Origin of the sequence: Streptomyces sp. (genome assembly GCF_019510245.1) — a bacterium.
Lineage (GTDB): Bacteria > Actinomycetota > Actinomycetes > Streptomycetales > Streptomycetaceae > Streptomyces.
In genome coordinates this window covers 70,852-91,763 of the sequence record NZ_JAEKKT010000116.1, presented here as the reverse complement: position 1 = coordinate 91,763, position 20,912 = coordinate 70,852, and the positions used below count along the sequence as shown (strand labels likewise).

At 71.7% G+C, this 20,912-nt stretch carries 16 protein-coding genes and 1 pseudogene; 10 read left to right on the top strand and 7 right to left on the bottom strand.

Features of this window, described 5'->3' with window-relative positions; translation table 11 throughout:
* Positions 1-154 precede the first annotated feature (154 nt).
* The 3 genes from JF597_RS08310 to JF597_RS08300 all read right to left on the bottom strand — a co-directional run bounded on the left by JF597_RS08310 (position 155) and on the right by JF597_RS08300 (position 3,458).
* Positions 155-1,066 (bottom strand): carbohydrate ABC transporter permease, encoded by a 912-nt coding sequence (locus JF597_RS08310; RefSeq protein WP_293991160.1) that lies wholly within the window; start codon positions 1,064-1,066, stop codon positions 155-157.
* Positions 1,067-1,079: 13 nt separating this feature from the next.
* Positions 1,080-2,084 (bottom strand): carbohydrate ABC transporter permease, encoded by a 1,005-nt coding sequence (locus tag JF597_RS08305; RefSeq protein WP_293991158.1) that lies wholly within the window; start codon positions 2,082-2,084, stop codon positions 1,080-1,082.
* A gap of 99 nt (positions 2,085-2,183) precedes the next feature.
* Positions 2,184-3,458, bottom strand: coding sequence for an extracellular solute-binding protein (locus JF597_RS08300; RefSeq protein ID WP_293991156.1), 1,275 nt, complete (start codon positions 3,456-3,458; stop codon positions 2,184-2,186).
* Between the two features lie 383 nt (positions 3,459-3,841).
* On the opposite strand from JF597_RS08300, the gene JF597_RS08295 reads away from it, so the two are divergent.
* From JF597_RS08295 to JF597_RS08275, 5 genes and pseudogenes are all read left to right on the top strand, one after another.
* On the top strand, positions 3,842-4,864 hold the full coding sequence (locus JF597_RS08295) for a LacI family DNA-binding transcriptional regulator (protein ID WP_293991154.1): 1,023 nt from the start codon (positions 3,842-3,844) through the stop codon (positions 4,862-4,864).
* 82 nt (positions 4,865-4,946) lie between these two features.
* Entirely contained in the window at positions 4,947-5,804 is an 858-nt protein-coding gene (locus JF597_RS08290) for a phosphatase PAP2 family protein (RefSeq protein ID WP_293991152.1), read from the top strand.
* A 617-nt stretch (positions 5,805-6,421) separates the two neighbouring features.
* A pseudogene (locus tag JF597_RS08285) lies at positions 6,422-6,694 on the top strand (hypothetical protein); the annotation flags it as partial.
* 74 nt (positions 6,695-6,768) lie between these two features.
* On the top strand, positions 6,769-7,473 hold the full coding sequence (locus tag JF597_RS08280) for a VanZ family protein (protein WP_293991150.1): 705 nt from the start codon (positions 6,769-6,771) through the stop codon (positions 7,471-7,473).
* Between the two features lie 94 nt (positions 7,474-7,567).
* On the top strand, positions 7,568-8,701 hold the full coding sequence (locus tag JF597_RS08275) for a HAMP domain-containing sensor histidine kinase (protein ID WP_293991148.1): 1,134 nt from the start codon (positions 7,568-7,570) through the stop codon (positions 8,699-8,701).
* Here JF597_RS08275 and JF597_RS08270 read toward each other — a convergent pair.
* The gene (locus JF597_RS08270) at positions 8,689-11,682 is read right to left on the bottom strand and encodes a bifunctional [glutamine synthetase] adenylyltransferase/[glutamine synthetase]-adenylyl-L-tyrosine phosphorylase (protein WP_293991146.1); all 2,994 of its coding nucleotides are present in this window, start codon (positions 11,680-11,682) and stop codon (positions 8,689-8,691) included. The genes JF597_RS08275 and JF597_RS08270 overlap by 13 nt on opposite strands.
* A 17-nt stretch (positions 11,683-11,699) precedes the next feature.
* Positions 11,700-12,650 (bottom strand): DUF72 domain-containing protein, encoded by a 951-nt coding sequence (locus JF597_RS08265; RefSeq protein WP_293991144.1) that lies wholly within the window; start codon positions 12,648-12,650, stop codon positions 11,700-11,702.
* Positions 12,651-12,808: 158 nt separating this feature from the next.
* Here JF597_RS08265 and JF597_RS08260 point away from each other — a divergent pair, with 158 nt between their 5' ends.
* The 4 genes from JF597_RS08260 to JF597_RS08245 all read left to right on the top strand — a co-directional run bounded on the left by JF597_RS08260 (position 12,809) and on the right by JF597_RS08245 (position 17,255).
* Positions 12,809-13,681 (top strand): alkaline phosphatase family protein, encoded by an 873-nt coding sequence (locus JF597_RS08260; protein ID WP_293991237.1) that lies wholly within the window; start codon positions 12,809-12,811, stop codon positions 13,679-13,681.
* Position 13,682: 1 nt separating this feature from the next.
* On the top strand, positions 13,683-14,957 hold the full coding sequence (locus JF597_RS08255) for an MFS transporter (RefSeq protein WP_293991142.1): 1,275 nt from the start codon (positions 13,683-13,685) through the stop codon (positions 14,955-14,957).
* Entirely contained in the window at positions 14,954-15,973 is a 1,020-nt protein-coding gene (locus JF597_RS08250) for a TolB-like translocation protein (protein ID WP_293991139.1), read from the top strand. Before JF597_RS08255 ends, JF597_RS08250 begins: the two co-directional genes overlap by 4 nt.
* A gap of 115 nt (positions 15,974-16,088) precedes the next feature.
* On the top strand, positions 16,089-17,255 hold the full coding sequence (locus tag JF597_RS08245) for a PP2C family protein-serine/threonine phosphatase (protein ID WP_293991137.1): 1,167 nt from the start codon (positions 16,089-16,091) through the stop codon (positions 17,253-17,255).
* Positions 17,256-17,311: 56 nt separating this feature from the next.
* Here JF597_RS08245 and glnA read toward each other — a convergent pair whose 3' ends face one another.
* A complete protein-coding gene (gene glnA, locus JF597_RS08240) occupies positions 17,312-18,673 on the bottom strand; it encodes a type I glutamate--ammonia ligase (RefSeq protein WP_093503759.1) in 1,362 nt (453 codons plus the stop codon).
* Positions 18,674-18,989: 316 nt separating this feature from the next.
* Between glnA and JF597_RS08235 the strand changes: the two genes are divergently transcribed.
* Positions 18,990-20,189 carry a globin domain-containing protein gene (locus tag JF597_RS08235; RefSeq protein ID WP_293991132.1) on the top strand — a complete coding sequence of 400 codons (1,200 nt, stop codon included), beginning with the start codon at positions 18,990-18,992 and terminating at the stop codon, positions 20,187-20,189.
* Between the two features lie 73 nt (positions 20,190-20,262).
* On the opposite strand, the gene JF597_RS08230 is transcribed toward JF597_RS08235, so the two are convergent.
* Positions 20,263-20,787, bottom strand: coding sequence for a hypothetical protein (locus JF597_RS08230; RefSeq protein ID WP_293991130.1), 525 nt, complete (start codon positions 20,785-20,787; stop codon positions 20,263-20,265).
* Positions 20,788-20,912: the final 125 nt, after the last annotated feature.

Sequence of the window (20,912 nt, the reverse complement as noted above, 5' to 3'; positions counted from 1 at the left end):
GGGCGCACGGGAGTTTTCGACGCCCCGAGGGGCAGCGCCCCTGAAGGGGCGCTGGGGGTACCCCCGGCCGAAGGCTGGGGGAGGAACTGCGCGAGAGGCCACGACGGCGCCGCAGACGAACGACGGCCGAGGCGGCCCTTCAAGCAGCCAACGGTCACCCCTTGGTACCGCCGGCGGTGAGCCCGGTCACCAGGTTCTTCTGCACGAGGTAGAAGAACACCGCCACCGGTATCGCGATCAGCACAGCCGTCGCGGTCATCAGGTTGCGCTGCGCGTCGTGCTCACTGATGAAGCTCTGCAGCCCCACCGCGAACGTGTACTTGTCGTCGCTGAGCATGAACGTCGACGCGAACGCGACCTCGCCGAAGGCGGTGAGGAAGTTGTAGAACGCGGCGACCGCGAGGCCGGGCTTGGCGAGCGGCAGGATCAGCCGGCCGAACGTGCCGAACGGTGAGAGCCCGTCCACGCGGCCGGCCTCGTCGATCTCGAAGGGGATCGTGTCGAAGTACCCCTTGAGCAGCCAGGCCGTGTACGGCACGACCGTGGTGCAGTAGACGAGGATCAGGCCGAGGTAGCTGTCGATGAGGCCGAGGCGCGACATGATCTGGTACATCGGCACGATCAGCACGGCGATCGGGAACATCTGGGTCACCAGCAGCAGCCACATGAACTTGCGGTAGCCGGGGAAGCGCATGCGGGAGACCGCGTAGCCGGTGGTGGCGGCGAGGATCAGGCCGATGACGGTGGTACCGCCGACGACGATCATCGTCGTCCGGAACCAGTCCCAGAACCCGGTGTGCTGGAGGACGAACGAGTAGTTGTCCAGCGTCATCTTGTGCCAGATGCCGCCGGGGTGCAGGTAGTCGTCCTTGTCCGGGCCGAGGGAGAGGAAGATCAGCCAGCCGACCGGGAAGAACGCGACGATGCTCGCGACACCCAGGATGCCGTGGGTGACTGCGGTGGCGAGCGGGGAGCGCTCGCCCCGGCCGCGGACGCGGCGCGGGCTGCTGGTCACGGGGGCCTCCTCGGCGACCTGGGCGGAGGTCTGGACAGTGGTCGTACTCATGGGAACTCCTGCCTCAGATCGCGAGCTGCTGGTCGTTGCGGTTGAGCCAGCGTCGGTAGAAGGAGGTGAAGACGATCAGGATGGCCAGCAGCAGCATGCCGTAGGCGGCGGACTGGGCGAAGTCACGCGGCTGCTGTCCGAAGCCGAGGTAGTACGCCCAGGTGACCAGGATCTGCGCGTCGGGGGCGGTGTCGCCGAAGAGCAGGAAGATGACGGCGAACTGGTTGAACGTCCAGATGATGCCGAGGAGGACGACGGTGGAGCTGACCGACCTCAGGCCCGGCAGGGTGACGTACCGGAAGCGCTGCCAGGCGCTCGCGCCGTCCATCTCGGCCGCCTCGTAGAGCGTGCCGTCGATGGCCTGGAGGCCGCCGAGCAGCGAGAGCATCATGAACGGCACACCGCACCAGGTGTTGACGAGGATCGCCGCGGCCCGCTGCCAGAACGTGTCCTCCAGCCAGGCGGGTTGCGGCAGATGGAGGAAGTGCAGGGCGCTGTTGATGATGCCGCCGTCGGCGAGCATGAACCGCCAGCCGAAGACGGTGACGAAGGTCGGGACCGCCCAGGGCAGGACCAGGACCATGCGGTAGATGGTGCGGCCGCGGAACTTCTCGTTGAGCAGCAGGGCGAGGCCGAGGCCGATCGTGTAGTGCAGGGTGACGCAGAGCGCGGTCCAGACGACCGTCCAGAGGAAGTGGGACCAGAAGCGGTCGTAGGACGTCGGCCCGAACAGGATGTCCTTGTAGTTGTCCAGGCCGATGAACTTGTAGGTGGCGTCGATGTGGTTGACGCCGATGGTGCGGGCGGTGTTGAGGCTGTTGGCGTCCGTCAGCGTCAGGTAGAAGCCGTACACCAGCGGGTAGATGACGAGCGCCCCGAGGACGACGGCCACGGGGGCGATCATCGCGTAGGCGTACCAGTACTTCTGGTAGTTGTTCTTCAGCCGCTGGCCCAGCCCGGGGCGGGGCGCGCGGTCACCGTGGCGCTGGCCGGTCGCGCGGTCGATGGCGACTGTCATGGGTGACACCTTCTGGTTCTTGCGGGATCGGGCTGGGCACAGGCCGGTGGCCGCCGGAGCACTCCCCCTGGACGGGGCGCTCCGGCGGCCACCCGCCGCTTACTTGCTGAAGTCGGGGACGAGCTTCTCAATCCCGAGTTCGGCGGTGCTCAGGCCCTTGTCCAGGGACTCCTTGCCGCCGGCGATCTTGGTCAGCTCGGTGCCGACCGGGCCCCACAGGGAGGAGTACTCGGCGAGCGCCGGGCGCGGCTGGGCGGAGGAGAGGACGGCCTGGTAGCCGGCGATGCCCGGGTCGGCCTTGACCTGGGCGGTGTAGGCGTCGGAGCGGGTCGGCAGGGTGGAGTTCTTCAGGGCGATCTCCGTCTGGGTCTTCGCGGAGGTCATGAAGGCGACGAACTTCTCGGCCGCGGCCTGGTGGGCCTTGTCCGAGCCGGCGTAGATCGACAGGTTGTGGCCGCCGGTCGGGGCGCCCGCCTTGCCGGTGGAGCCGGCCGGGACGGTGGCGATGCCGAGGTTGGACTTGTCGCTGAACGCGGAGCCCTTGTAGAAGTTGGTGATCTCCCAGGGGCCCTCGATGGTCATGGCGACCTTGCCGTTGACGAAGGCGTCCTGGCGGTGGGCGTAGGCGTCGGCGGTGACGTCCGCCTTGTGCAGGCCCTTGCCGGAGTAGAGGTCCAGCCAGGTCTGGTAGCCCTTCTTGGCCGCCGCCGAGGTGATGGTGATCTTCTTGGCGGAGGCGTCGACCATGTCGGTGCCCTCGCCGTAGAGGAAGGGCTGCGTGTAGTACGCGGCCTCGGGGCCCCAGTAACCGGTGGTCCCGGTCTTGGCCTGGATCTTGGCGGCGTCGGCCTTGACCTCGTCCCAGCTGGTGGGGGCGGCGGTGATGCCGGCCTTCTTGAGCAGCGCCTTGTTGTAGACGAGCGCGAGGGTGTCGGTGACCAGCGGGACGCCGTAGGTCTTGCCCTCGTACTGGGCCTGGGTGATCAGGCTGGACTGGAACTTGTCCTTGTCGGCGAGGGCGGCGGTGCCGTCCAGCGGCACGAAGTAGCCGGCCTTGGCGAAGGCGGGGGTCCAGCCGACCTCGGAGCGCAGCACGTCGGGGGCGCCCTTGCCGGACTGGGCGGCCGTGTCGAACTTGTTCTGCGCCTGGTCGAACTGGACGTCGACGTAGTTGACCTTGATGTCCTTGTTCGCGGCTTCGAACTCCTTGACCAAGGCCTTGTACGTCGGCGACTCGTTGGTGGCGTTGGAGGTGTCCCACCAGGTGATGGTGACCGGGCCGTCCGACTTGCTGTCGCTGTCGCTCCCGCCGCACGCCGTCGCCGTGAGGGCGAGGGACGCCACCAGCGCGGAGGCCGCTATGCCACGCCGCATGAGTTCTCCTTGAGGGTTAAGCCCGAGTGATGCGGGGGCGGTCCCGTCCGCCGTCCCGCTGTCGTGCCGACTGCGCCGTTGCTGCGGCGGCCGGGCGTCAGGGAACGTAACAGCGATGTAAGCCTTGCGAAAGACCTTGCAGCAAAAATGTGCAAGAGATCTCCGAAGTTATCCGGGCGTGACCTCTCGGCGACCGCTGTGAGACGCTTGTTTACGGCGGTAGAGCGCCGAGGCGGCCACTTGTGCAAGACTCTGCAAGCTCTTGCCATCATGTCTCAGTAGGGAGTGCGATGACGCAGCAGCCCACCGCGGGCCGCCCCCCAGGCCGCATCAGGCGCCCGATCGGTGTGCAAGGGGACATACGGCCGGTACAGTCCGGTGCCGTGACCACACGGCTTGCCGACATCGCAGCGCAGGCGGGGGTGAGCGAGGCGACGGTGAGCCGGGTCCTGAACGGGAAGCCGGGCGTCGCGGCCACCACCCGCCAGTCCGTGCTCGCCGCCCTGGACGTCCTCGGCTACGAGCGTCCGGTACGGCTGCGGCAGCGCAGCGAGGGCCTGGTGGGCCTGATCACGCCCGAGCTGGAGAACCCGATATTCCCGGCCCTGGCGCAGGTCATCGGGCAGGCGCTGACCCGGCAGGGCTACACCCCCGTGCTCGCCACCCAGACCCCGGGCGGGTCCACGGAGGACGAGCTGACCGAGATGCTGGTGGACCGCGGGGTCGCGGGCATCATCTACGTCTCGGGGCTGCACGCGGACACGACGGCCGACATGCAGCGCTACGAGCGGCTGCGGGCGCAGGGCGTGCCGTACGTCCTGGTCGACGGTTTCTCGCCGAAGGTGCAGGCGCCGTTCATCTCCCCCGACGACCGGGCGGCGATGACCCTGGCCGTCACCCACCTCGTCTCCCTCGGCCACACCCGCGTCGGCCTCGCCCTCGGCCCGAAGCGGTTCGTCCCCGTGCAGCGCAAGATCGAGGGGTTCGTGCGGGCGATGCAGGACCAGCTGGGCCTGCCGGCGGACATGATCGAGTCCGAGTTCGTCCAGCACTCCCTCTACACCCTGGAGGGCGGTCAGGCGGCCACCGCGGCGCTCATCGACCGGGACTGCACGGCGGTCGTGTGCGCCAGCGACATGATGGCGCTCGGCGCGATACGGGCCGCACGGCAGCGCGGCCTCGACGTCCCCCGGGACATCTCCGTGGTGGGCTTCGACGACTCCCCCCTGATCGCGTTCACCGATCCCCCGCTCACCACCATCCGCAAGCCGGTCCCGGCGATGGGCCAGGCCGCGGTGCGGACCCTGCTGGAGGAGATCGGCGGCACCCCGGCCCCGCACAGCGAGTTCGTTTTCATGCCGGAATTGGTGGTACGCGGTTCCACGGCGGCAGTACCCGGGAAGTAGTCGCCCCGCCGTAGAACGTGCACCCTGAACCCAACCTTGGGATGATCTGTCGACAACGTCTTTTCTGGCAGACTCTGTGCCTATGAGTGACTCGACCGTGACAGAGCCGGAAGGTCGCGCACCACAGACCCTTCCGCGGACCGTCACGGGCGAAGGAGAGCAGGGGTTCCTGCGGCGGCTGCGCACTCCGCGGCGGCCGCGGCTCTGGTTCGAGATCCTGCTGATCGCGGTGAGTTACTGGACCTACTCGCTGATCCGCAACGCGGTCCCGGAGCAGAAGGCGCAGGCGCTGCGCAACGCCGACTGGATCTGGACGGCCGAGCGGCACCTGGGGATCGCCGTCGAGGAGTCGGTCAACCACGCCGTGAACTCGGTGGATTGGCTGATCATCGGCATGAACTACTACTACGCGACGCTGCACTTCGTGGTGACGCTGGGCGTACTGGTGTGGCTCTACCGCAGCCACCCCGGCCGCTACGCGGCGGCCCGCCTGGCTCTCTTCGCCACCACCGGGGTGGCCCTCCTCGGCTACTACCTGTTCCCGCTCGCCCCGCCCCGCCTGATGGGCGGGGGCCGCTTCGTCGACACGGTGATGGTCCACCACACCTGGGGCTCGATGGCCTCCGGCGACCTCAAACACATGTCCAACCAGTACGCCGCGATGCCGTCCATGCACATCGGCTGGTCCCTGTGGTGCGGCCTGACGATCTTCGCGCTCGCCTCGGTCCCCTGGGTCCGGCTCCTCGGCCTCCTCTACCCCGCGGCCACCCTCCTCGTCATCGTCGCCACCGCCAACCACTTCTGGCTCGACGCGGTGGGCGGCGCCCTCTGCCTGACCTTCGGCTTCACGGTGGCCCGCCTCTGGTACGGCACCCTGCCGCACGCATTGCCGCGGCGCGCAGCGGGGACGTCTCTCCTGAAGAGCCCTGCAGACATCTGAGGCGCAGCCCTGCGGGAGGGCTGTGGCCGAATGATCGGGAGGGCGGCGGCTGGTCCGCCACCGCCGTCTCCAGCACACTGCGGCGGAAGGAGAGTGGCCGACGCTTCCAGCTCCGAACCCGATCACCCACCCGTCGATGCGGTCGGCAGCCAGCGTCGCCCGCAGTCGGCCATGTCCCCAACCCCGGACAGGTCCGCGCCGGTCGCCATGTGCCGGCGATCAGGTAGCCCGCGGGGTGCCGATCCCGTCGAGCGGCTCGGCACCCGGGCCAGGCTCAGCTCAGGCTCAGGCTCGCTGTATCACCATTTGACATCCTCCCCCTCTCAAAAGAGGGGGATTCCAACCCAACCGGGTTGAGGTTCACGGGCGCTCGAACGGCTGGTGGCCGCTGTCACCCCTCCGGCACCGGCTGTACGCCGGGGGCGACTGGCTGTCGCCGCCGCAGCAGCTGACGACCGCTCCCTGAACTCCTGGATGATCGCCATCGTGCGACGCGCCGCCGAGCCGGGCGGGACGCCGAATCGCCCCGACGACGATCCGGCCACCTCTACCCCGCCACGCGGGAACGAACATTCACCCCGTCTGTGAAGGGACCGGGCACCCTGCCCGGTAGCAAGGTGGACGGCCGCGACGGCATCGTCGAGACTGCTGCGCGAGCGGGTCGCGGCGGCGATCGACCCCGCGACCCTGGACCTGGCCCCCTGGGACACCGCCGTGGAGTCCTGGGTTCGGCGCTGGACCTGGCGGCCCCGGAGACGATGTGGGAACTGACCACGGAGACACCGACCCCGCACCTGGCGGCGGTGGGGGCGGACCGCGCCTTCGAGGTGGGCCTGACCGGCCTCATGAGCCACGCCCGGACCCTGCTCCCGCGCAGACCGGGCCGTTAGCAGGTTCCGTGTATCGCGGGCGTATCGAAAAACGCATACGCCGCGGCAACGGCCCGCCGGGTGCCATGGAGGGCGTGAACCACAACGCAACCCCGTCAGCACCGTTCCGCCGCGCGCGCCGGATCGCGCTGCCCTGCCTGGCGCTCCTCGGCACGGCGGGCGCCCTGTTCGCCGTACGGCGGCCGCTCATGATGTCCGCCCCGAGGTGCATGGCCGGCAAGTGGCACGGCTGCTTCGACACGTTCAACGGCGTGGTGCTCATGACGCTGGTCACGCTGCCGGCGGCCGCGCTGGTGGCATGGGCGCTGGCGCACCGCCGGCGGGCCGCCGGTGCCGCGTCGGCGTGGCGGACGTCGCTGGCCGAGGTGGGCATGGTGCACGGGACGGTGCCGTTCGTGTGGCTGACCATGATGCCGGGCGAGGGGGCGGGCTCCGCCCCGGCCCGGGTGAGCCTCGTGCCGCTGCGGGACCTGGTCACCATGGGGGCGCTCGGGATCGCCGGCAACCTGCTGGTCTTCGCGGCGCTGGGGTTCTTCGCCCCGATACGGTTCGCGGCGCTGGCGTCCGCCCCGCGGGTCCTGGCGCTCGGGGCGGGCTGCTCGGTCCTGGTCGAGACCGCGCAGTACGTCCTGCGTCTCGACCGGGTGTCCTCCGTGGACGACGTCCTGGTCAACGCCACCGGCGCCCTGCTGGCCGGGCTGGCGTCGCGCCCCTGGTGGCGTACGACGGGACCGGCGCCGTCGGACCGGCCGCACCGCGCGCTGACGCCGACGGGCTGAGCCGCGTGCCGGTCCGCACCCGCCCCGGGACCCGTCCGCGCTCCCGCCCTCGCCCACGCCGGCGACCCGTCGTACTGCCTACGCTGGGGGCACCGTGAACAGACGCCCGAACCTCAGCGCCCGGCTGAAGCTCACCCTCAGCTACGCCGGTTTCCTCCTCGTCGCCGGCGTTCTCCTGCTGGCCGTGATGTGGGTGTTCGTGCTGCGCTGGCTGCCGAACGACGACGCCAGGGCCATCCAGAAGAGGTTCGGCGCCGTGATCATCACCGGGCCCAAGCGCTCCGACCTCCTGAACGGCTTCGCCCCCGCCGCGGCCACGGCACTGGCCTTCCTCCTCGTCTTCGGCCTGCTCGGCGGCTGGATCCTCGCCGGCCGGATGCTCGCCCCCCTCACCCGGATCGCGTCCGCGGCGCGGAAGGCCTCGGACGGATCGCTCTCCCACCGGATCCGCATGACGGGCCCCAGAAACGAGTTCCGGGAACTCGCCGACGTGTTCGACACCATGCTCGAACGGCTGGAATCCCACGTCGCCGAACAGCAGCGGTTCGCCGCGAACGCCTCCCACGAGCTGCGCACCCCGCTGGCCGTCTCCCGCACCCTCCTCGACACCGCCCGCAACGACCCCACGCGGGACCAGGGCGAACTCATCGAACGCCTGCGCACCGTCAACACGCGGGCGATCGACCTCACCGAGGCCCTCCTGCTGCTCAGCCGCGCCGACGGCGGGAGCTTCACCTGCGAGCCCGTCGACCTCTCCCTCGTCGCAGAGGAAGCCGCCGAGACGCTGCTTCCCCTCGCCGAGAGGCGCGGGACCACGCTCGACGTCACCGGCGAGCCGGCCCAGGCCGTCGGCTCCCAGCCGCTGATCCTGCGGATGGTGACGAACCTCGTCCAGAACGCCGTCGTCCACAACCTCCCCGTCGGCGGCACCGTGACGGTCCACACCGAACGGCAGCACGACACGAGTGTGCTGCGGGTCGAGAACACGGGCCGTCCGCTCCCGCCGGAACTGGTACCGACCCTCACCGAACCCTTCCAGCGCGGAACGGAACGCGTCCGCACCGGCGAGCACGCGGGCGTCGGCCTCGGGCTGGCCATCGTGCACAGCGTCGTCCGGGCGCACGGCGGCACCCTCGCCCTCGCGCCCCGCCCCGCCGGCGGTCTCCTCGTCACCGTCCGGCTGCCCGCCCCCGGCGATGCGGCCGCCAAGGCCCGTCAGGCCCCGTAGAAGAGCTCCTCCACGACCGCCCGGGCCCTGCGCGTGGTACGCCGGTACGCGTCGAGCATGTCCCCGGCGTGCCCGTCCCCGTACCCCAGGTACCGCCCGACGGCGGCCAGCTCCCGGCTCTCGGTCGGGAACGTGTCGCCCGCCCGCCCGCGCACCAGCATCACGGCGTTGCGCACCCGCGTCGCCAGCACCCAGGCCTCGTCCAGTGTCGCGGCCTCCTCGGCGCCCAGCAGCCCCGCCGCACACGCCGCGGCCAGCGCCTGCCGGGTCCGGGTGGTGCGCAGCCCCGGCTCGGCCCACCCGTGCCGCAGCTGGAGCAGCTGCACGGTCCACTCCACGTCGGAGAGCCCGCCCGGCCCGAGCTTGGTGTGCAGTTTCGGGTCGGCGCCGCGCGGCAGCCGCTCGGACTCCATCCGGGCCTTCAGCCGCCGGATCTCGCGCACCGCGTCCTCGCCGAGCCCCTGCGCCGGGTACCGCAGCGGGTCGACCAGCTCGATGAACCGGCGCCCCAGCTCCTCGTCCCCGGCGACGGGTTCGGCGCGCAGCAGGGCCTGCGACTCCCACACCAGCGACCAGCGGCGGTAGTACGCCTCGTAGGACTTGAGTGTGCGCACCAGCGGCCCGGACTTGCCCTCGGGGCGCAGGTCCGCGTCGATGAGCAACGGCGGGTCGGCGCTGGGGATCTGGAGCAGCCGGCGCATCTCGGAGACGACCTTGTTGGCCGCGTCGGCGGCCTCGCGCTCGGCCACGCCGTCCCGCGGCTCGTGCACGAAGACGACGTCGGCGTCGGAGCCGTAGCCCAGCTCGTGCCCCCCGAACCGGCCCATGCCGATCACGACGAACCGGGTCGGCAGGGTGTCCCCCCAGCCGTCCCGGACCACCGCGCGCAGGGTCCCCGCCAGGGTCGCCGCCGTCAGGTCGGAGACGGCGCCGCCGACCCGGTCGACCAGGGCGCCCTGGTCGGCCTCGACGGGATTGGCCTCGGTGCCGTAGGAGTCCACGATGTCGTCGGCGGCTGTCCGGAACAGCTCGCGGCGGCGCACGCCGCGGGCCGCCCGTACGCCGTCCTCGGCGTTGTCGGCGCGGCCGACGGCGGCGAGGATCTCCTGCTCCAGCTGGGCGCGTCCGCGCGGCTCCAGGCCGCCCCCGTCGCCGTCGCCCAGCAGGGCCACCGCCTCCGGGGCGCGCATCAGCAGGTCCGGGGCGAGGCGGCCTGCGGACAGCACGCGTGCGAGGTTCTCGGCGGCGGCGCCCTCGTCCCTGAGCAGCCGCAGGTACCAGGGGGTCTTGCCGAGGGCGTCGGAGACCTTGCGGAAGTTCAGCAGGCCCGCGTCCGGGTCGGCGGAGTCGGCGAACCAGCCGAGCAGGACGGGCAGCAGGGTGCGCTGGATGGCGGACTTGCGGGTGACGCCGGAGGCGAGGGCCTCCAGGTGGCGCAGGGCGGCGGCGGGGTCGGCGTAGCCGAGGGCCTCCAGGCGTTCCCGGGCCGCCTCGGCGCTCAGCCGGGTCTCGCCGGGGGCGAGTTGGGCGACGGCGTCGAGCAGCGGGCGGTAGAAGAGCTTCTCGTGCAGGCGCCGAACGACGCCGGTGTGCTGCTTCCACTCGCGGATCAGCTCGGTCACCGGGTCGGTGCGCAGGCCGAGCGAGCGGCCGAGGCGGCGCAGGTCGGCCTCGTCCTCGGGGACCAGGTGGGTGCGGCGCAGCCGGTAGAGCTGGATGCGGTGCTCCATGGAGCGCAGGAAGCGGTAGGCGTCGTCGAGCTGGACGGCGTCGGCGCGGCCCACGTAGCCGCCGGCGGCGAGGGCCTGGAGGGCGTCGAGGGTGGTGCCGGAGCGCAGCGTGGCGTCGGTGCGGCCGTGCACCAGCTGAAGGAGCTGGACGGCGAACTCGACGTCCCTGAGGCCTCCGGGGCCGAGCTTCAGCTCGCGGTCGATCTCGGCGGCCGGGATGTTCTCCACCACGCGCCGGCGCATCTTCTGCACGTCGGGGACGAAGTTGTCGCGCTCGGCCGCCTTCCAGACCATGGGCTCGAGGGCGGCGATGTACTCCTGCCCGAGCTCGGGGTCGCCGGCGACCGGGCGGGCCTTGAGCAGGGCCTGGAACTCCCAGGTCTTGGCCCACCGCTGGTAGTAGGCGAGGTGGCTGCTGAGGGTGCGCACGAGGGGGCCGTTGCGGCCCTCGGGACGGAGGTTGGCGTCGACGGGCCAGATCGACCCCTCCACGGTGGTCTCGGAGCAGATCCGCATCATGTGCGAGGCGAGCTTGGTCGCGGAGCGCAGGGCCTTGGCCTCGTCGGCCCCGTCGGCCGCCTCGCCGACGAAGATCACGTCGACGTCGGAGACGTAGTTCAGCTCGTGGCCGCCGCACTTGCCCATGGCGATCACCGCGAGCCGGCAGGCGGCGGCGTCCTCGGGCGCGGCGGCCTCGGCGAGGGCGAGGGCGGCGCGCAGGGTGGCGGTGGCGAGGTCGGCGAGTTCGGCGGCGGTCTGGGCGACGTCCGTGGTGCCGCACACGTCCCGGGCGGCGATGGACAGCAGACAGCGCCGGTAGGCGACGCGCAGGGCGACCGGGTCGGCGGCCTCGGCGAGCCCGCGCTCGAACTCGGCGACGCCCGGGTGCAGGTCGCGGGGCTCGTAGGTGACCAGGGCCTCCCAGTCGCGCGGGTGCCGGGCGAGGTGGTCGGCGAGGGCGGCGGAGGCGCCGAGGACGCCCAGCAGACGGTCGCGGAGCGGCTTGGCCGCTATCAGGGTGTCGAGCAGCTCGCGGCGGGCGGTGGTTCCCGGCTGGGTCTCCAGGAGCCGTACCAGGCCGTGCAGGGCGAGGTCCGGGTCGGCGGTGGCGCCCAGGGCTTCGAGGAGCACCGGGTCGTCGCGTACGGCGGCCAGTTCGACGCTGTCCAGCAGGCGCTCGGCGGCCGAGGCATCGGTGAAGCCGTGCCGCAGCAGCCGCGTGAAGGTACTGCTCCTGCGCCCCGGCGTCATCTGCGGCCTCCCCTGGATCACGGTGCTGGCCAGACGAGCCTAACCGGATCGGCCGCGCCCGGCTTCGGCCGCGCGGTCGGCGGGACACACGGCGGCTGCCCGGCGGCCGGGGTGCGGCGCTGGTGCGGCAGCCGGGCCGCGAGCAGGTCCGTCATCGTCCCTGCCGCCTGCGCGGCGCTGTCCGCGCAGCAGTTGTTGAACAGGACATGGACCTCTTCGGCCTGCTCGGCCAGGGCGCGGACGCGCGGCAGCCACTCGGTGAGCTCGGGGACGGTGTAGGTGTGGCGGAAGCGGTCCTCCTTGGTGCCGGCGCCCCAGTGGGGGCTGCGTCCGTGGAAGCGGACGACCGCCAGGCGCGGGGTGGTGACCCGGGCCGTCGGAGGGAGGGAGCCGGGCAGGCCCCGGGCCGTGTCCACGGCCACGGCGGTGGCGTCCAGGTCCCGCAGGAACGCCGTCGTACGCTCGCCGTGCCACCAGGCGGGGTGGCGGAACTCCACGGCGAACGGCCAGTCACGGGCGCGTTCCCTGGCGGCCCTGACGACGGCCTCCGCGTCGGGTCCGGGGGTCAGGGAGGGCGGATACTGGAAGAGGAGGGTGCCCAGGCGGCCGGAGTTCCGCAGGGGGTCCACGGCCTCGGCGTAGCGGGCCCAGACCTCCGCGAGCAGGCCTTCGTCACGGCGGCGGCCGCGCAGGTCGGCGGGGAGGGCGGCCGGGCGGGTGGGGTGGCCGGTGAGAAGGGAGAACGCCTTGACGTCGAAACGGAAGCCGGCCGGGGTGCGGTCCGCCCAGAGCCGGGTGGTGCGGGCGGACGGGAGGGCGTAGTAAGGGGAGTCGGCCTCGACGACGGGGAACCGGCCGGCGTAGTGCCGCAGCCGGCCTTCCGGGTCGCGGCGGCCGGGCGGGTACCAGCCGCTCGCCACGAAGGCGCGGTCGGTCCAGCCGCAGGTGCCCACGAGGATGCGTGCCATGGGAGCGCAAGTACCCGGCGTTCACCGGCTCTTCACCCACGGGGTCGGATTCCGTGAGCCGTGGGAGTCTTGGCGTGTACATGCTCTGTCCGCACAGCCCTTCGTCTCCGTCCTCTCCCCCGGAGGTTGATGTGTCCGGCAGTTCCGCACGTTCGGCGATGCTGCGCCGCGCCCGCACGGCGGTGGCCTCGGCAACCGCCTTCACCGCGGCCGCCATCGGCCTGTGGACCGGGCTCGGCGGCACGTCCGCGCACGCCGCGAGTGCCGTTCCGACCCCGGACCACGTGATCGTCGTGGTCTTCGAGAACCACGCCTACAGCCAGGTCATCGGCTCCTCCAGCGCCCCGTACATCAACTCGCTGGCCACCGGCGGCGCCAGCCTGACCCAGATGTACGCCGAGACCCACCCGAGCCAGCCCAACTACTTCGCCCTGTTCTCCGGCTCCACCCAGGGCATCACCGACGACAGCTGCTACACCCCGGGCTTCTCCTCGGCGGCGAACCTGGCCTCCGAGCAGCTCGCGGCCGGCCGCACCTGGGCCAGCTACAACGAGACCCTGCCCAGCCAGGGCTCCACCACGTGCAGCAGCGGCAACTACGCGCGCAAGCACAACCCGTGGTTCGGCTTCAGCAACGTGCCGACCTCGACCGCGAAGACGTTCACCCAGTTCCCGACCGACTACTCCACCCTCCCCCAGCTGTCCTTCGTGACCCCCAACCTGTGCAGCGACATGCACGACTGCTCGGTGTCGACCGGTGACACCTGGCTGAAGAACAACCTGGGCGCGTACGCCACCTGGGCGAAGAGCCACAACAGCCTCCTCGTCGTCACCATGGACGAGGACAACCGCCTGGCCGGCAACCGCATCCCGACGGTCCTGTACGGCCAGCCGGTCGCCGCGGGCTCGACCTCGTCCACCACGTACGACCACTACGACCTGCTGCGCACCCTGGAGAACGGCCAGGGCCTGAGCGCGCACGCGGGCAACGCGGCGTCCTCGTCCGACATCACCGGGATCTGGGCGTCCTGACGTGTACGTAGCGGACAGCCGCGCGAGCACTCCGGCGACGGCGTCCGTGGAAGGTACCGCCCGGCCCCCGCGGGCCGGGCGGTACCGCTCCACGGTCGCGCCCACCGTCCTCGCCCTCGGCACGGTCAGCCTGGTCACGGACGTGTCCTCCGAGATGGTCACGGCGGTCCTCCCGCTGTACCTGGTGGCGGGCCTCGGCCTGTCCCCGCTCGGCTTCGGCCTCCTCGACGGCGTCTACAACGGCTTCTCGGCGGTCGTACGCCTGGCCGGCGGCCACCTGGCCGACCGGGGCGGCGGCCGCCACAAGTGGGTGGCGGGCGCGGGCTACGCCCTCTCGGCCCTCTGCAAACCCCTGCTGCTGATCGCCCACACCCTCACCCCCATCGGCCTGGTCCTGGCGGCCGACCGCACCGGCAAGGGCCTGCGCACGGCTCCCCGGGACGCCCTGATCTCGCTCTCCAGCACCCCGGAGACCCGGGGCCGCGCCTTCGGCGTGCACCGCGCCATGGACACGGCGGGCGCCCTGCTCGGCCCGCTGGCCGCGTTCCTCATCCTGCGGGCGACCGTGGACGGCTACGACGCGGTCTTCACGGTGAGCTCCTGCGTGGCGGTGCTGGGCGTGCTGATCCTGGTCCTGTTCGTACCGGGCGGCGGCCGTACCGGGACGGCGGATCCCGCCGCACGACCCACCCTGCGCGCGGCACTCGGCCTCCTGTCCCACCGCGACCTGCGCCGCATCACCGTCTGCGCCCTGCTCCTCGGTCTGGCGACGGTGAGCGACTCCTTCGTCTACCTGCTGCTGCAACGCCGGCTCGGCGTCCCGGACCGCTGGTTCGCCCTCCTGCCCCTCGGCACCGCCGCCGCGTTCCTCCTGCTGGCCGTCCCGCTGGGCCGCCTGGCCGACCACTGGGGCCGCTGGCGCGTCTTCCTGGCCGGCCACGGCGCCCTGCTCCTGGCCTACGCCCTGCTGCTCACGTCCTGGCACGGCACGGCCCTGCCCTACGCGGTGCTGGCCCTGCACGGCACGTTCTACGCGGCGACCGACGGCGTCCTGATGGCGGCCGCCTCCGACAGCGTCCCCGAGGCGCTGCGCTCGTCCGGCCTGGCGCTCGTCCAGACCGGCCAGGCGGGGGCACGGTTCGCCTGCTCACTGGGGTTCGGTGCGGCGTGGACGCTGTGGGGCGACCGTACGGCGCTGAGCGTGTCGGCGGTGGTCCTGGCGGTGTGCGCGGCGTACGCCCTCACCCTGCGCCCCTTCCGGAAGGCCCCCTCATGACCCTCCGCTCCCGCCTCCTGATCCTGCTCTCGGCGCTCGCGGTCCTGGCGGCCGTGGCCCTGGCCTCCGTCCTGCACGCCTCCGCCCGGGCGGAGCGCCGCGACCACACCCGGGCGGGCGGCCCGAAGGTCACCCCGGGCACGGTGACCCTCACGGCCCGCGGCCGCATGGTCTTCCGCAACATGGCCTGGGGCCCGCACCGCGACGAGCTGACCACGGTCCCCGCCGCCGCCCCCTCCGGCCCCCGCACCGCCTCCGGTGTGAAATGCCTCCGCTTCTACGCCGCCGCGGGCACCGGCGTCTGCCTCCAGGCGGTCCACGGCCCGGTCTCGGACACGTACCGGGCCCTGATCCTGGACGCGCACCTGAAGGAGCGGGCCCACTACGACGTCCCGGGCATCCCGTCCCGCGCCCGTGTCTCCCCCACCGGCCACTACGCGGCCTGGACGGCGTTCGTGGGCGGCGACTCGTACGCGGGGACGGACTTCTCGACCCGCACGGCGATCGCCGACACCCGCACCGGCGCCCTGATCCCCACCCTGGAGGAGTTCCGCATCGTCAGGGACGGCCGTCCCTACCGGTCCGCGGACGTCAACTTCTGGGGCGTGACGTTCGCGTCCGACGACAACACCTTCTACGCGACCCTGGCGACGAAGGGCTCGACCTACCTGGTCCGGGGCGACCTGCGCGCCCGCACGGTCACCACCCTCCACCCGAACGTGGAATGCCCCTCCCTCTCCCCCGACGGCACCCGCATCGCGTACAAGAAGCGGGTGAAGGGCCTGCCGAAGGACGCGCCCTGGCGGCTCTACGTCCTCGACCTGCGGACGATGCGCGAGACCCCGCTCGCGGAGACCCGCAGCGTCGACGACCAGGCGGTGTGGAAGGACGCGCGCACCGTCGTCTACGCCCTGCCGGGCGACTACGGGGCGGACCTGTACCAGATCCCGGCGGACGGCACCGGGAAGGCGCGGCGGATCAGCGTCTCGGCGGTGTCACCGGCGTACGTGGACTGACTCGGCCCGATATCACGGGAATGCCCGGCCCAATGTCACGGGAATGGCGGACATGTCGCCATGTGTTGGTGATGGCAGCGACGAGAGAACGAGCAGACGAGCACCGGAGCACGACGTGAGCGCTGCCACGACCGCGACGTCCGTGGTCGAGACCCTGCGAGCCTGGCGCCGATACGCGCCGGAGTCGCTGCGCCTCGCCGGACCGCTCCTGCTGGTCGTCGCGATCCCGGTGACCGACTGGTTCCTGCCGCCGGACATCCACCTCGCCCACCTCCTGGTCGTCGCCGTGGCGGTCACCGCGGTCGGCAGCGGGCCGCGCGCCACCGCGCTGATCGGGGCGCTGGCGGTCCTCGCACTGGTCTGCGCCGGCCTGGAACGGCGGACCCTGCTCACCGAGAGCGTTCTCGTCGAACTCGCCGCCCTCCTCGCCGTCTGCGTCTTCCTCGTCCTCTTCACCCGGCTGCGGGACCGCCGGGAGCGGGAACTCGTCCGGGCGCGCTCGGTGTCCGACGCCGCACAGCGGGTCGTACTGCGGCCGCTGCCGAAGCGGGCCGGACCCGTCACGCTCGCCTCGCACTACCGCAGCGCCGAAGCGGACACGACCGTCGGCGGCGACCTGTACGCCGCCGCCCGGATCCCCGGCTGCACGCGGCTGCTCATCGGGGACGTGCGGGGCAAGGGACTCCCCTCGATCAGCGACACGGCGATCGTGCTGGGCGCCTTCCGCGCCGCCGCACACCGCCGGATCCCGCTGCCGGAACTGGTCGCCTACATCGAGGACGCCGTCCGCTGGGGACTCTCCGAGTTCGCGGAGCCGGACGAGGACGCCGCCGAGCGCTTCGTGACCGCCGCCGTCATGGACATCCCGGACGACGAGCCGGTGGTGCACCTGGTCAGCTGCGGGCACCCGCCGCCGCTCCTGCTGCGCGGCCGCACCAGGTCGGCGCTGGCGCTGACGGTCCCCGAGCCGTCGCCGCCGCTCGGCCTCGGCGTCCGGCCCGCCAGCGTGGACGGCGCGCAGTGTGCCGGCTGCTGCTACACGCCGGCGACGTTCCCGTTCGAGTACGGCCACAGGCTGGTCCTGTACACGGACGGCGTCACCGAGGCCCGGAACGCGGACGGCGACTTCTATCCGCTGGCCGAGCGCGCCACGGCCTGGGCGGACCAGGCGCCGGACCCGCTCGTCGAGCAGCTCGCCGCAGACGTCCGGGCGTACACCGGCGGCCGGCTGAACGACGACATGGCCATGGTCGTCCTCCAGCGCGACCGCACGGCGCCCTGACAGCGTCCCGACGAGCGCGCAACCCCCGACCCGCGCCTACGCGCCGGCCACTCGCCCTACAGCACCGGCAGGTTCTTCCGCAGCTCGAACGCGGTCACCTCGGAGCGGTACTCCTCCCACTCCTGCCGCTTGTTGCGCAGGAAGAAGTCGAAGACGTGTTCGCCGAGGGTGTCGGCGACCAGGTCGCTGTTCTCCATCAGGGTGAGGGCCTCGCCGAGGTTCTGCGGGAGCGGCTCGATGCCCATGGCGCGGCGCTCGGCGTTGGAGAGGGCCCAGACGTCGTCCTCGGCGCCCGGCGGGAGCTCGTAGCCCTCCTCGATGCCCTTGAGGCCGGCGGCCAGCAGGACGGCGTAGGCCAGGTACGGGTTGGCGCCGGAGTCGATGGAGCGGACCTCGACGCGTGCCGAGCCGGTCTTGCCGGGCTTGTACATCGGGACGCGGACGAGGGCGCTGCGGTTGTTGTGGCCCCAGCAGATGTAGGACGGGGCCTCGCCGCCCGCGCCGGCCGTGCGCTCGGAGCCGCCCCAGATCCGCTTGTAGGAGTTCACCCACTGGTTGGTGACCGCGGAGATCTCGGCGGCGTGCTTGAGCAGGCCCGCGATGAAGGAGCGGCCGACCTTGGAGAGCTGGAACTCCGCGCCCGACTCGTAGAACGCGTTGCGGTCGCCCTCGAAGAGGGAGAGGTGGGTGTGCATGCCGGAGCCGGGGTGCTCGGAGAACGGCTTCGGCATGAAGGTCGCCTGCACCCCCTGCTCCAGCGCCACCTGCTTCATGACCAGCCGGAACGTCATGATGTTGTCGGCCGTGGAGAGCGCGTCGGCGTAGCGCAGGTCGATCTCCTGCTGGCCGGGGGCGCCCTCGTGGTGGGAGAACTCGACCGAGATGCCCATCGACTCCAGCATGGTGATCGCCTGGCGGCGGAAGTCCATGCCGACGTTGGTGGGCGTGTGGTCGAAGTAGCCCGAGTTGTCGGCCGGGGTGGGGCGGGAGCCGTCCAGCGGGCGGTCCTTCAGGAGGAAGAACTCGATCTCGGGGTGGGTGTAGAAGGTGAAGCCGAGGTCGGAGGTGCGGGCGAGGGCGCGCTTCAGGACGTACCGCGGGTCCGCGAAGGACGGGGAGCCGTCCGGCATGAGGATGTCGCAGAACATGCGGGCCGTGCCGGGGGTCTCCGCGCGCCACGGGAGGACCTGGAAGGTGGACGGGTCCGGCTTGGCGATCATGTCGGACTCATAGACGCGGGCGAAGCCCTCGATGGCGGAGCCGTCGAAGCCGATGCCCTCGTCGAAGGCCTGTTCAAGCTCGGCCGGGGCCACGGCGACGGACTTGAGGAAGCCCAGCACGTCCGTGAACCACAGGCGTACGAACCGGATGTCGCGCTCCTCCAAGGTCCGGAGTACGAACTCCTGCTGCTTGTCCATCTTCCGCTTCCCCATCCTTGCTGGTCAGGCCGCCTGTCTTCCTGTCCCGCAGGAGGCGGTCGGGCACCTGAGCATCACACCACAACAGCATTTCACGCGCGTTGCGCACCTTGATCGCCCGAGCGACCTCGGCCTGAACGGCTCTCGTACGGCAGGTGTCCTGCCCTGCCGCCCATCTTGCCTGCTCGCAGCGGCATCCGTAATGGCCGGCCCGGACCCGGAGTGACCGACACCACGGGTCTTAAATTTGAATCTCATATGCAAGTTTTAATAGCGTCGAGGCGTCCAGCCGTTCGGCGAGCCACAAGGAGCCCCGATGCTGTCCGAGCCGTCCGCCGCCACCGTCCGCGCCACCCTCCCCGCCGTGGGCGCGGCCATCGGAGAGATCACCGAGCGCTTCTACGCCCGCCTCTTCGCCGCCCACCCCGAACTGCTGCGGAACCTCTTCAACCGCGGCAACCAGGCCGCCGGCACCCAGCGGCAGGCCCTCGCCGGCTCCATCGCCGCCTTCGCCACCCACCTGCTGGACCACCCGGACCGGCGACCCGACGCGATGCTGGGCCGCATCGCCCACAAGCACGCCTCCCTCGGGGTCGCCCCCGAGCAGTACGCGGTCGTCCACGAGCACCTGTTCGCCGCCATCGTCGAGGTGCTGGGCGAGGCCGTCACCCCCGAGGTCGCGGCGGCCTGGGACGAGGTCTACTGGCTGATGGCCAACGCGCTGACCGCCATCGAGAAGCGGCTGTACGAGGAGAGCGGGGCCACCGGCTTCCGGCCCTGGGAGGTCGTCGGACGGGTGGCGGAGACCCCCGACGTCGTGACCTTCCGGGTGCGGCCCGCCGACGGCGGCCCGGTGCGCGGCTTCCGGGCCGGGCAGTACGTCTCCGTGGGCGTCACCCTCCCGGACGGCGCCCGCCAGATACGCCAGTACAGCCTGTCCGGCGCGCCGGGCGAGTCGGTCCGCCAGTTCAGCGTCAAGCGCGTGCCCGGCGACCCCCGCGGCACGGCACCCGAGGGCGAGGTCTCCAACCACCTGCACGCGCGCGTGCGCGAAGGGGACGTCCTGGAGCTGTCCGAGCCGTACGGCGACCTCGTCCTGGGCGGCGCCACCGACCGGCCCCTCCTCCTCGCCTCCGCCGGCATCGGCGTCACCCCGATGGTGTCGATGCTCGCCGCACTCGCGGCCGACGGCCACCGCGCCCCCGTGACCGTCGTGCACGGCGACCGCTCCCCCGCCGACCACGCCCTGCGCACCGACCACACGGCCTACGCGGCCAAGCTCCCGGACACCTCCGCGCACTTCTTCTACGAGCGGGACGCGGAGCCGGGCAGCCGAACCGGCCTGGTGGACCTCACCGGTGTCGACGTCGCACCCGGCACGCGTGCGTACCTGTGCGGCCCGCTCCCCTTCATGCGCGCGGTGCGCACCCAGCTGCTCGCCAAGGGCGTCCCGCCGGCCGACATCCACTACGAGGTGTTCGGGCCGGACCTGTGGCTGGCGGCGGCCGCGGCCTGATCCCCGCGACGGGAGCCGAAAGGGCCGGCCACTCCAGGAGGAGTCGGCCGGCCCCCTCGTCGGGCGGACGGAATCAGCTCAGGCCGAGACTCGAGAGCGCGGTCGTCCAGTCCGTGACGATCGCGTCCTGGGCGTCGGTGAGACTGACGGTGCCGGCGCAGACGGCCTTCTTGAGCTTGTTCTCGACGGTGTCCTTGTTGGCGGCGGTCTTGGTGCCGTACTCCGGCTCGGGCCAGAGGTTGAGCTCACTCTTGGGGGCACCGCCGAGTTCGAGGGGGACGAAGTGGTCCTCCTCGTAGTCCGAGGTGCTGGTGTCCGTGTAGCCGTACTCGACGATCTGCTGCTTCTTCAGCGCGGTGGTGTAGGAACTGGACGGCCGGACGGTCGCGGTCCACCCGGAGACGCAGATGGTGGAGCCGATGGTCGACTGGGTGACGTCCGGGTTGAAGTCGCCGGGCTGGCAGCTGGGGTCGGGGAGCGGGAGGTAGTCCTGGCTGCAGCTCTGCGCGTGCGCGGTGCCGGCGGCGACCGTGAGGCCGCCGGCGGCCAGGGCGAGGGAGGACAGGGCGGTGACCAGGGAGCGGGATATTCGGGGCATGGGGGATCTCCCGGTGGGGTGCCCGGCAGAAGTTCCGGGCGGTCGTGAGCATGACAGCACCGGGGTCATCTATGCGGGTAGAGCCCTTTGTCGGTCGCGGAGATCCCTTTGTTGAATGTTTGAAC

Excerpts from the sequence above, each read along its gene's own strand:
- JF597_RS08310 (WP_293991160.1), bottom strand. The coding sequence starts at position 1,066 with ATGAGTACGACCACTGTCCAGACCTCCGCCCAGGTCGCCGAGGAGGCC.
- JF597_RS08305 (WP_293991158.1), bottom strand. The coding sequence starts at position 2,084 with ATGACAGTCGCCATCGACCGCGCGACCGGCCAGCGCCACGGTGACCGC.
- JF597_RS08300 (WP_293991156.1), bottom strand. The coding sequence starts at position 3,458 with ATGCGGCGTGGCATAGCGGCCTCCGCGCTGGTGGCGTCCCTCGCCCTC.
- JF597_RS08290 (WP_293991152.1), top strand. The coding sequence starts at position 4,947 with ATGAGTGACTCGACCGTGACAGAGCCGGAAGGTCGCGCACCACAGACC.
- JF597_RS08270 (WP_293991146.1), bottom strand. The coding sequence starts at position 11,682 with ATGACGCCGGGGCGCAGGAGCAGTACCTTCACGCGGCTGCTGCGGCAC.
- JF597_RS08265 (WP_293991144.1), bottom strand. The coding sequence starts at position 12,650 with ATGGCACGCATCCTCGTGGGCACCTGCGGCTGGACCGACCGCGCCTTC.
- JF597_RS08260 (WP_293991237.1), top strand. The coding sequence starts at position 12,809 with ATGCTGCGCCGCGCCCGCACGGCGGTGGCCTCGGCAACCGCCTTCACC.
- JF597_RS08250 (WP_293991139.1), top strand. The coding sequence starts at position 14,954 with ATGACCCTCCGCTCCCGCCTCCTGATCCTGCTCTCGGCGCTCGCGGTC.
- glnA (WP_093503759.1), bottom strand. The coding sequence starts at position 18,673 with ATGGACAAGCAGCAGGAGTTCGTACTCCGGACCTTGGAGGAGCGCGAC.
- JF597_RS08235 (WP_293991132.1), top strand. The coding sequence starts at position 18,990 with ATGCTGTCCGAGCCGTCCGCCGCCACCGTCCGCGCCACCCTCCCCGCC.
- JF597_RS08230 (WP_293991130.1), bottom strand. The coding sequence starts at position 20,787 with ATGCCCCGAATATCCCGCTCCCTGGTCACCGCCCTGTCCTCCCTCGCC.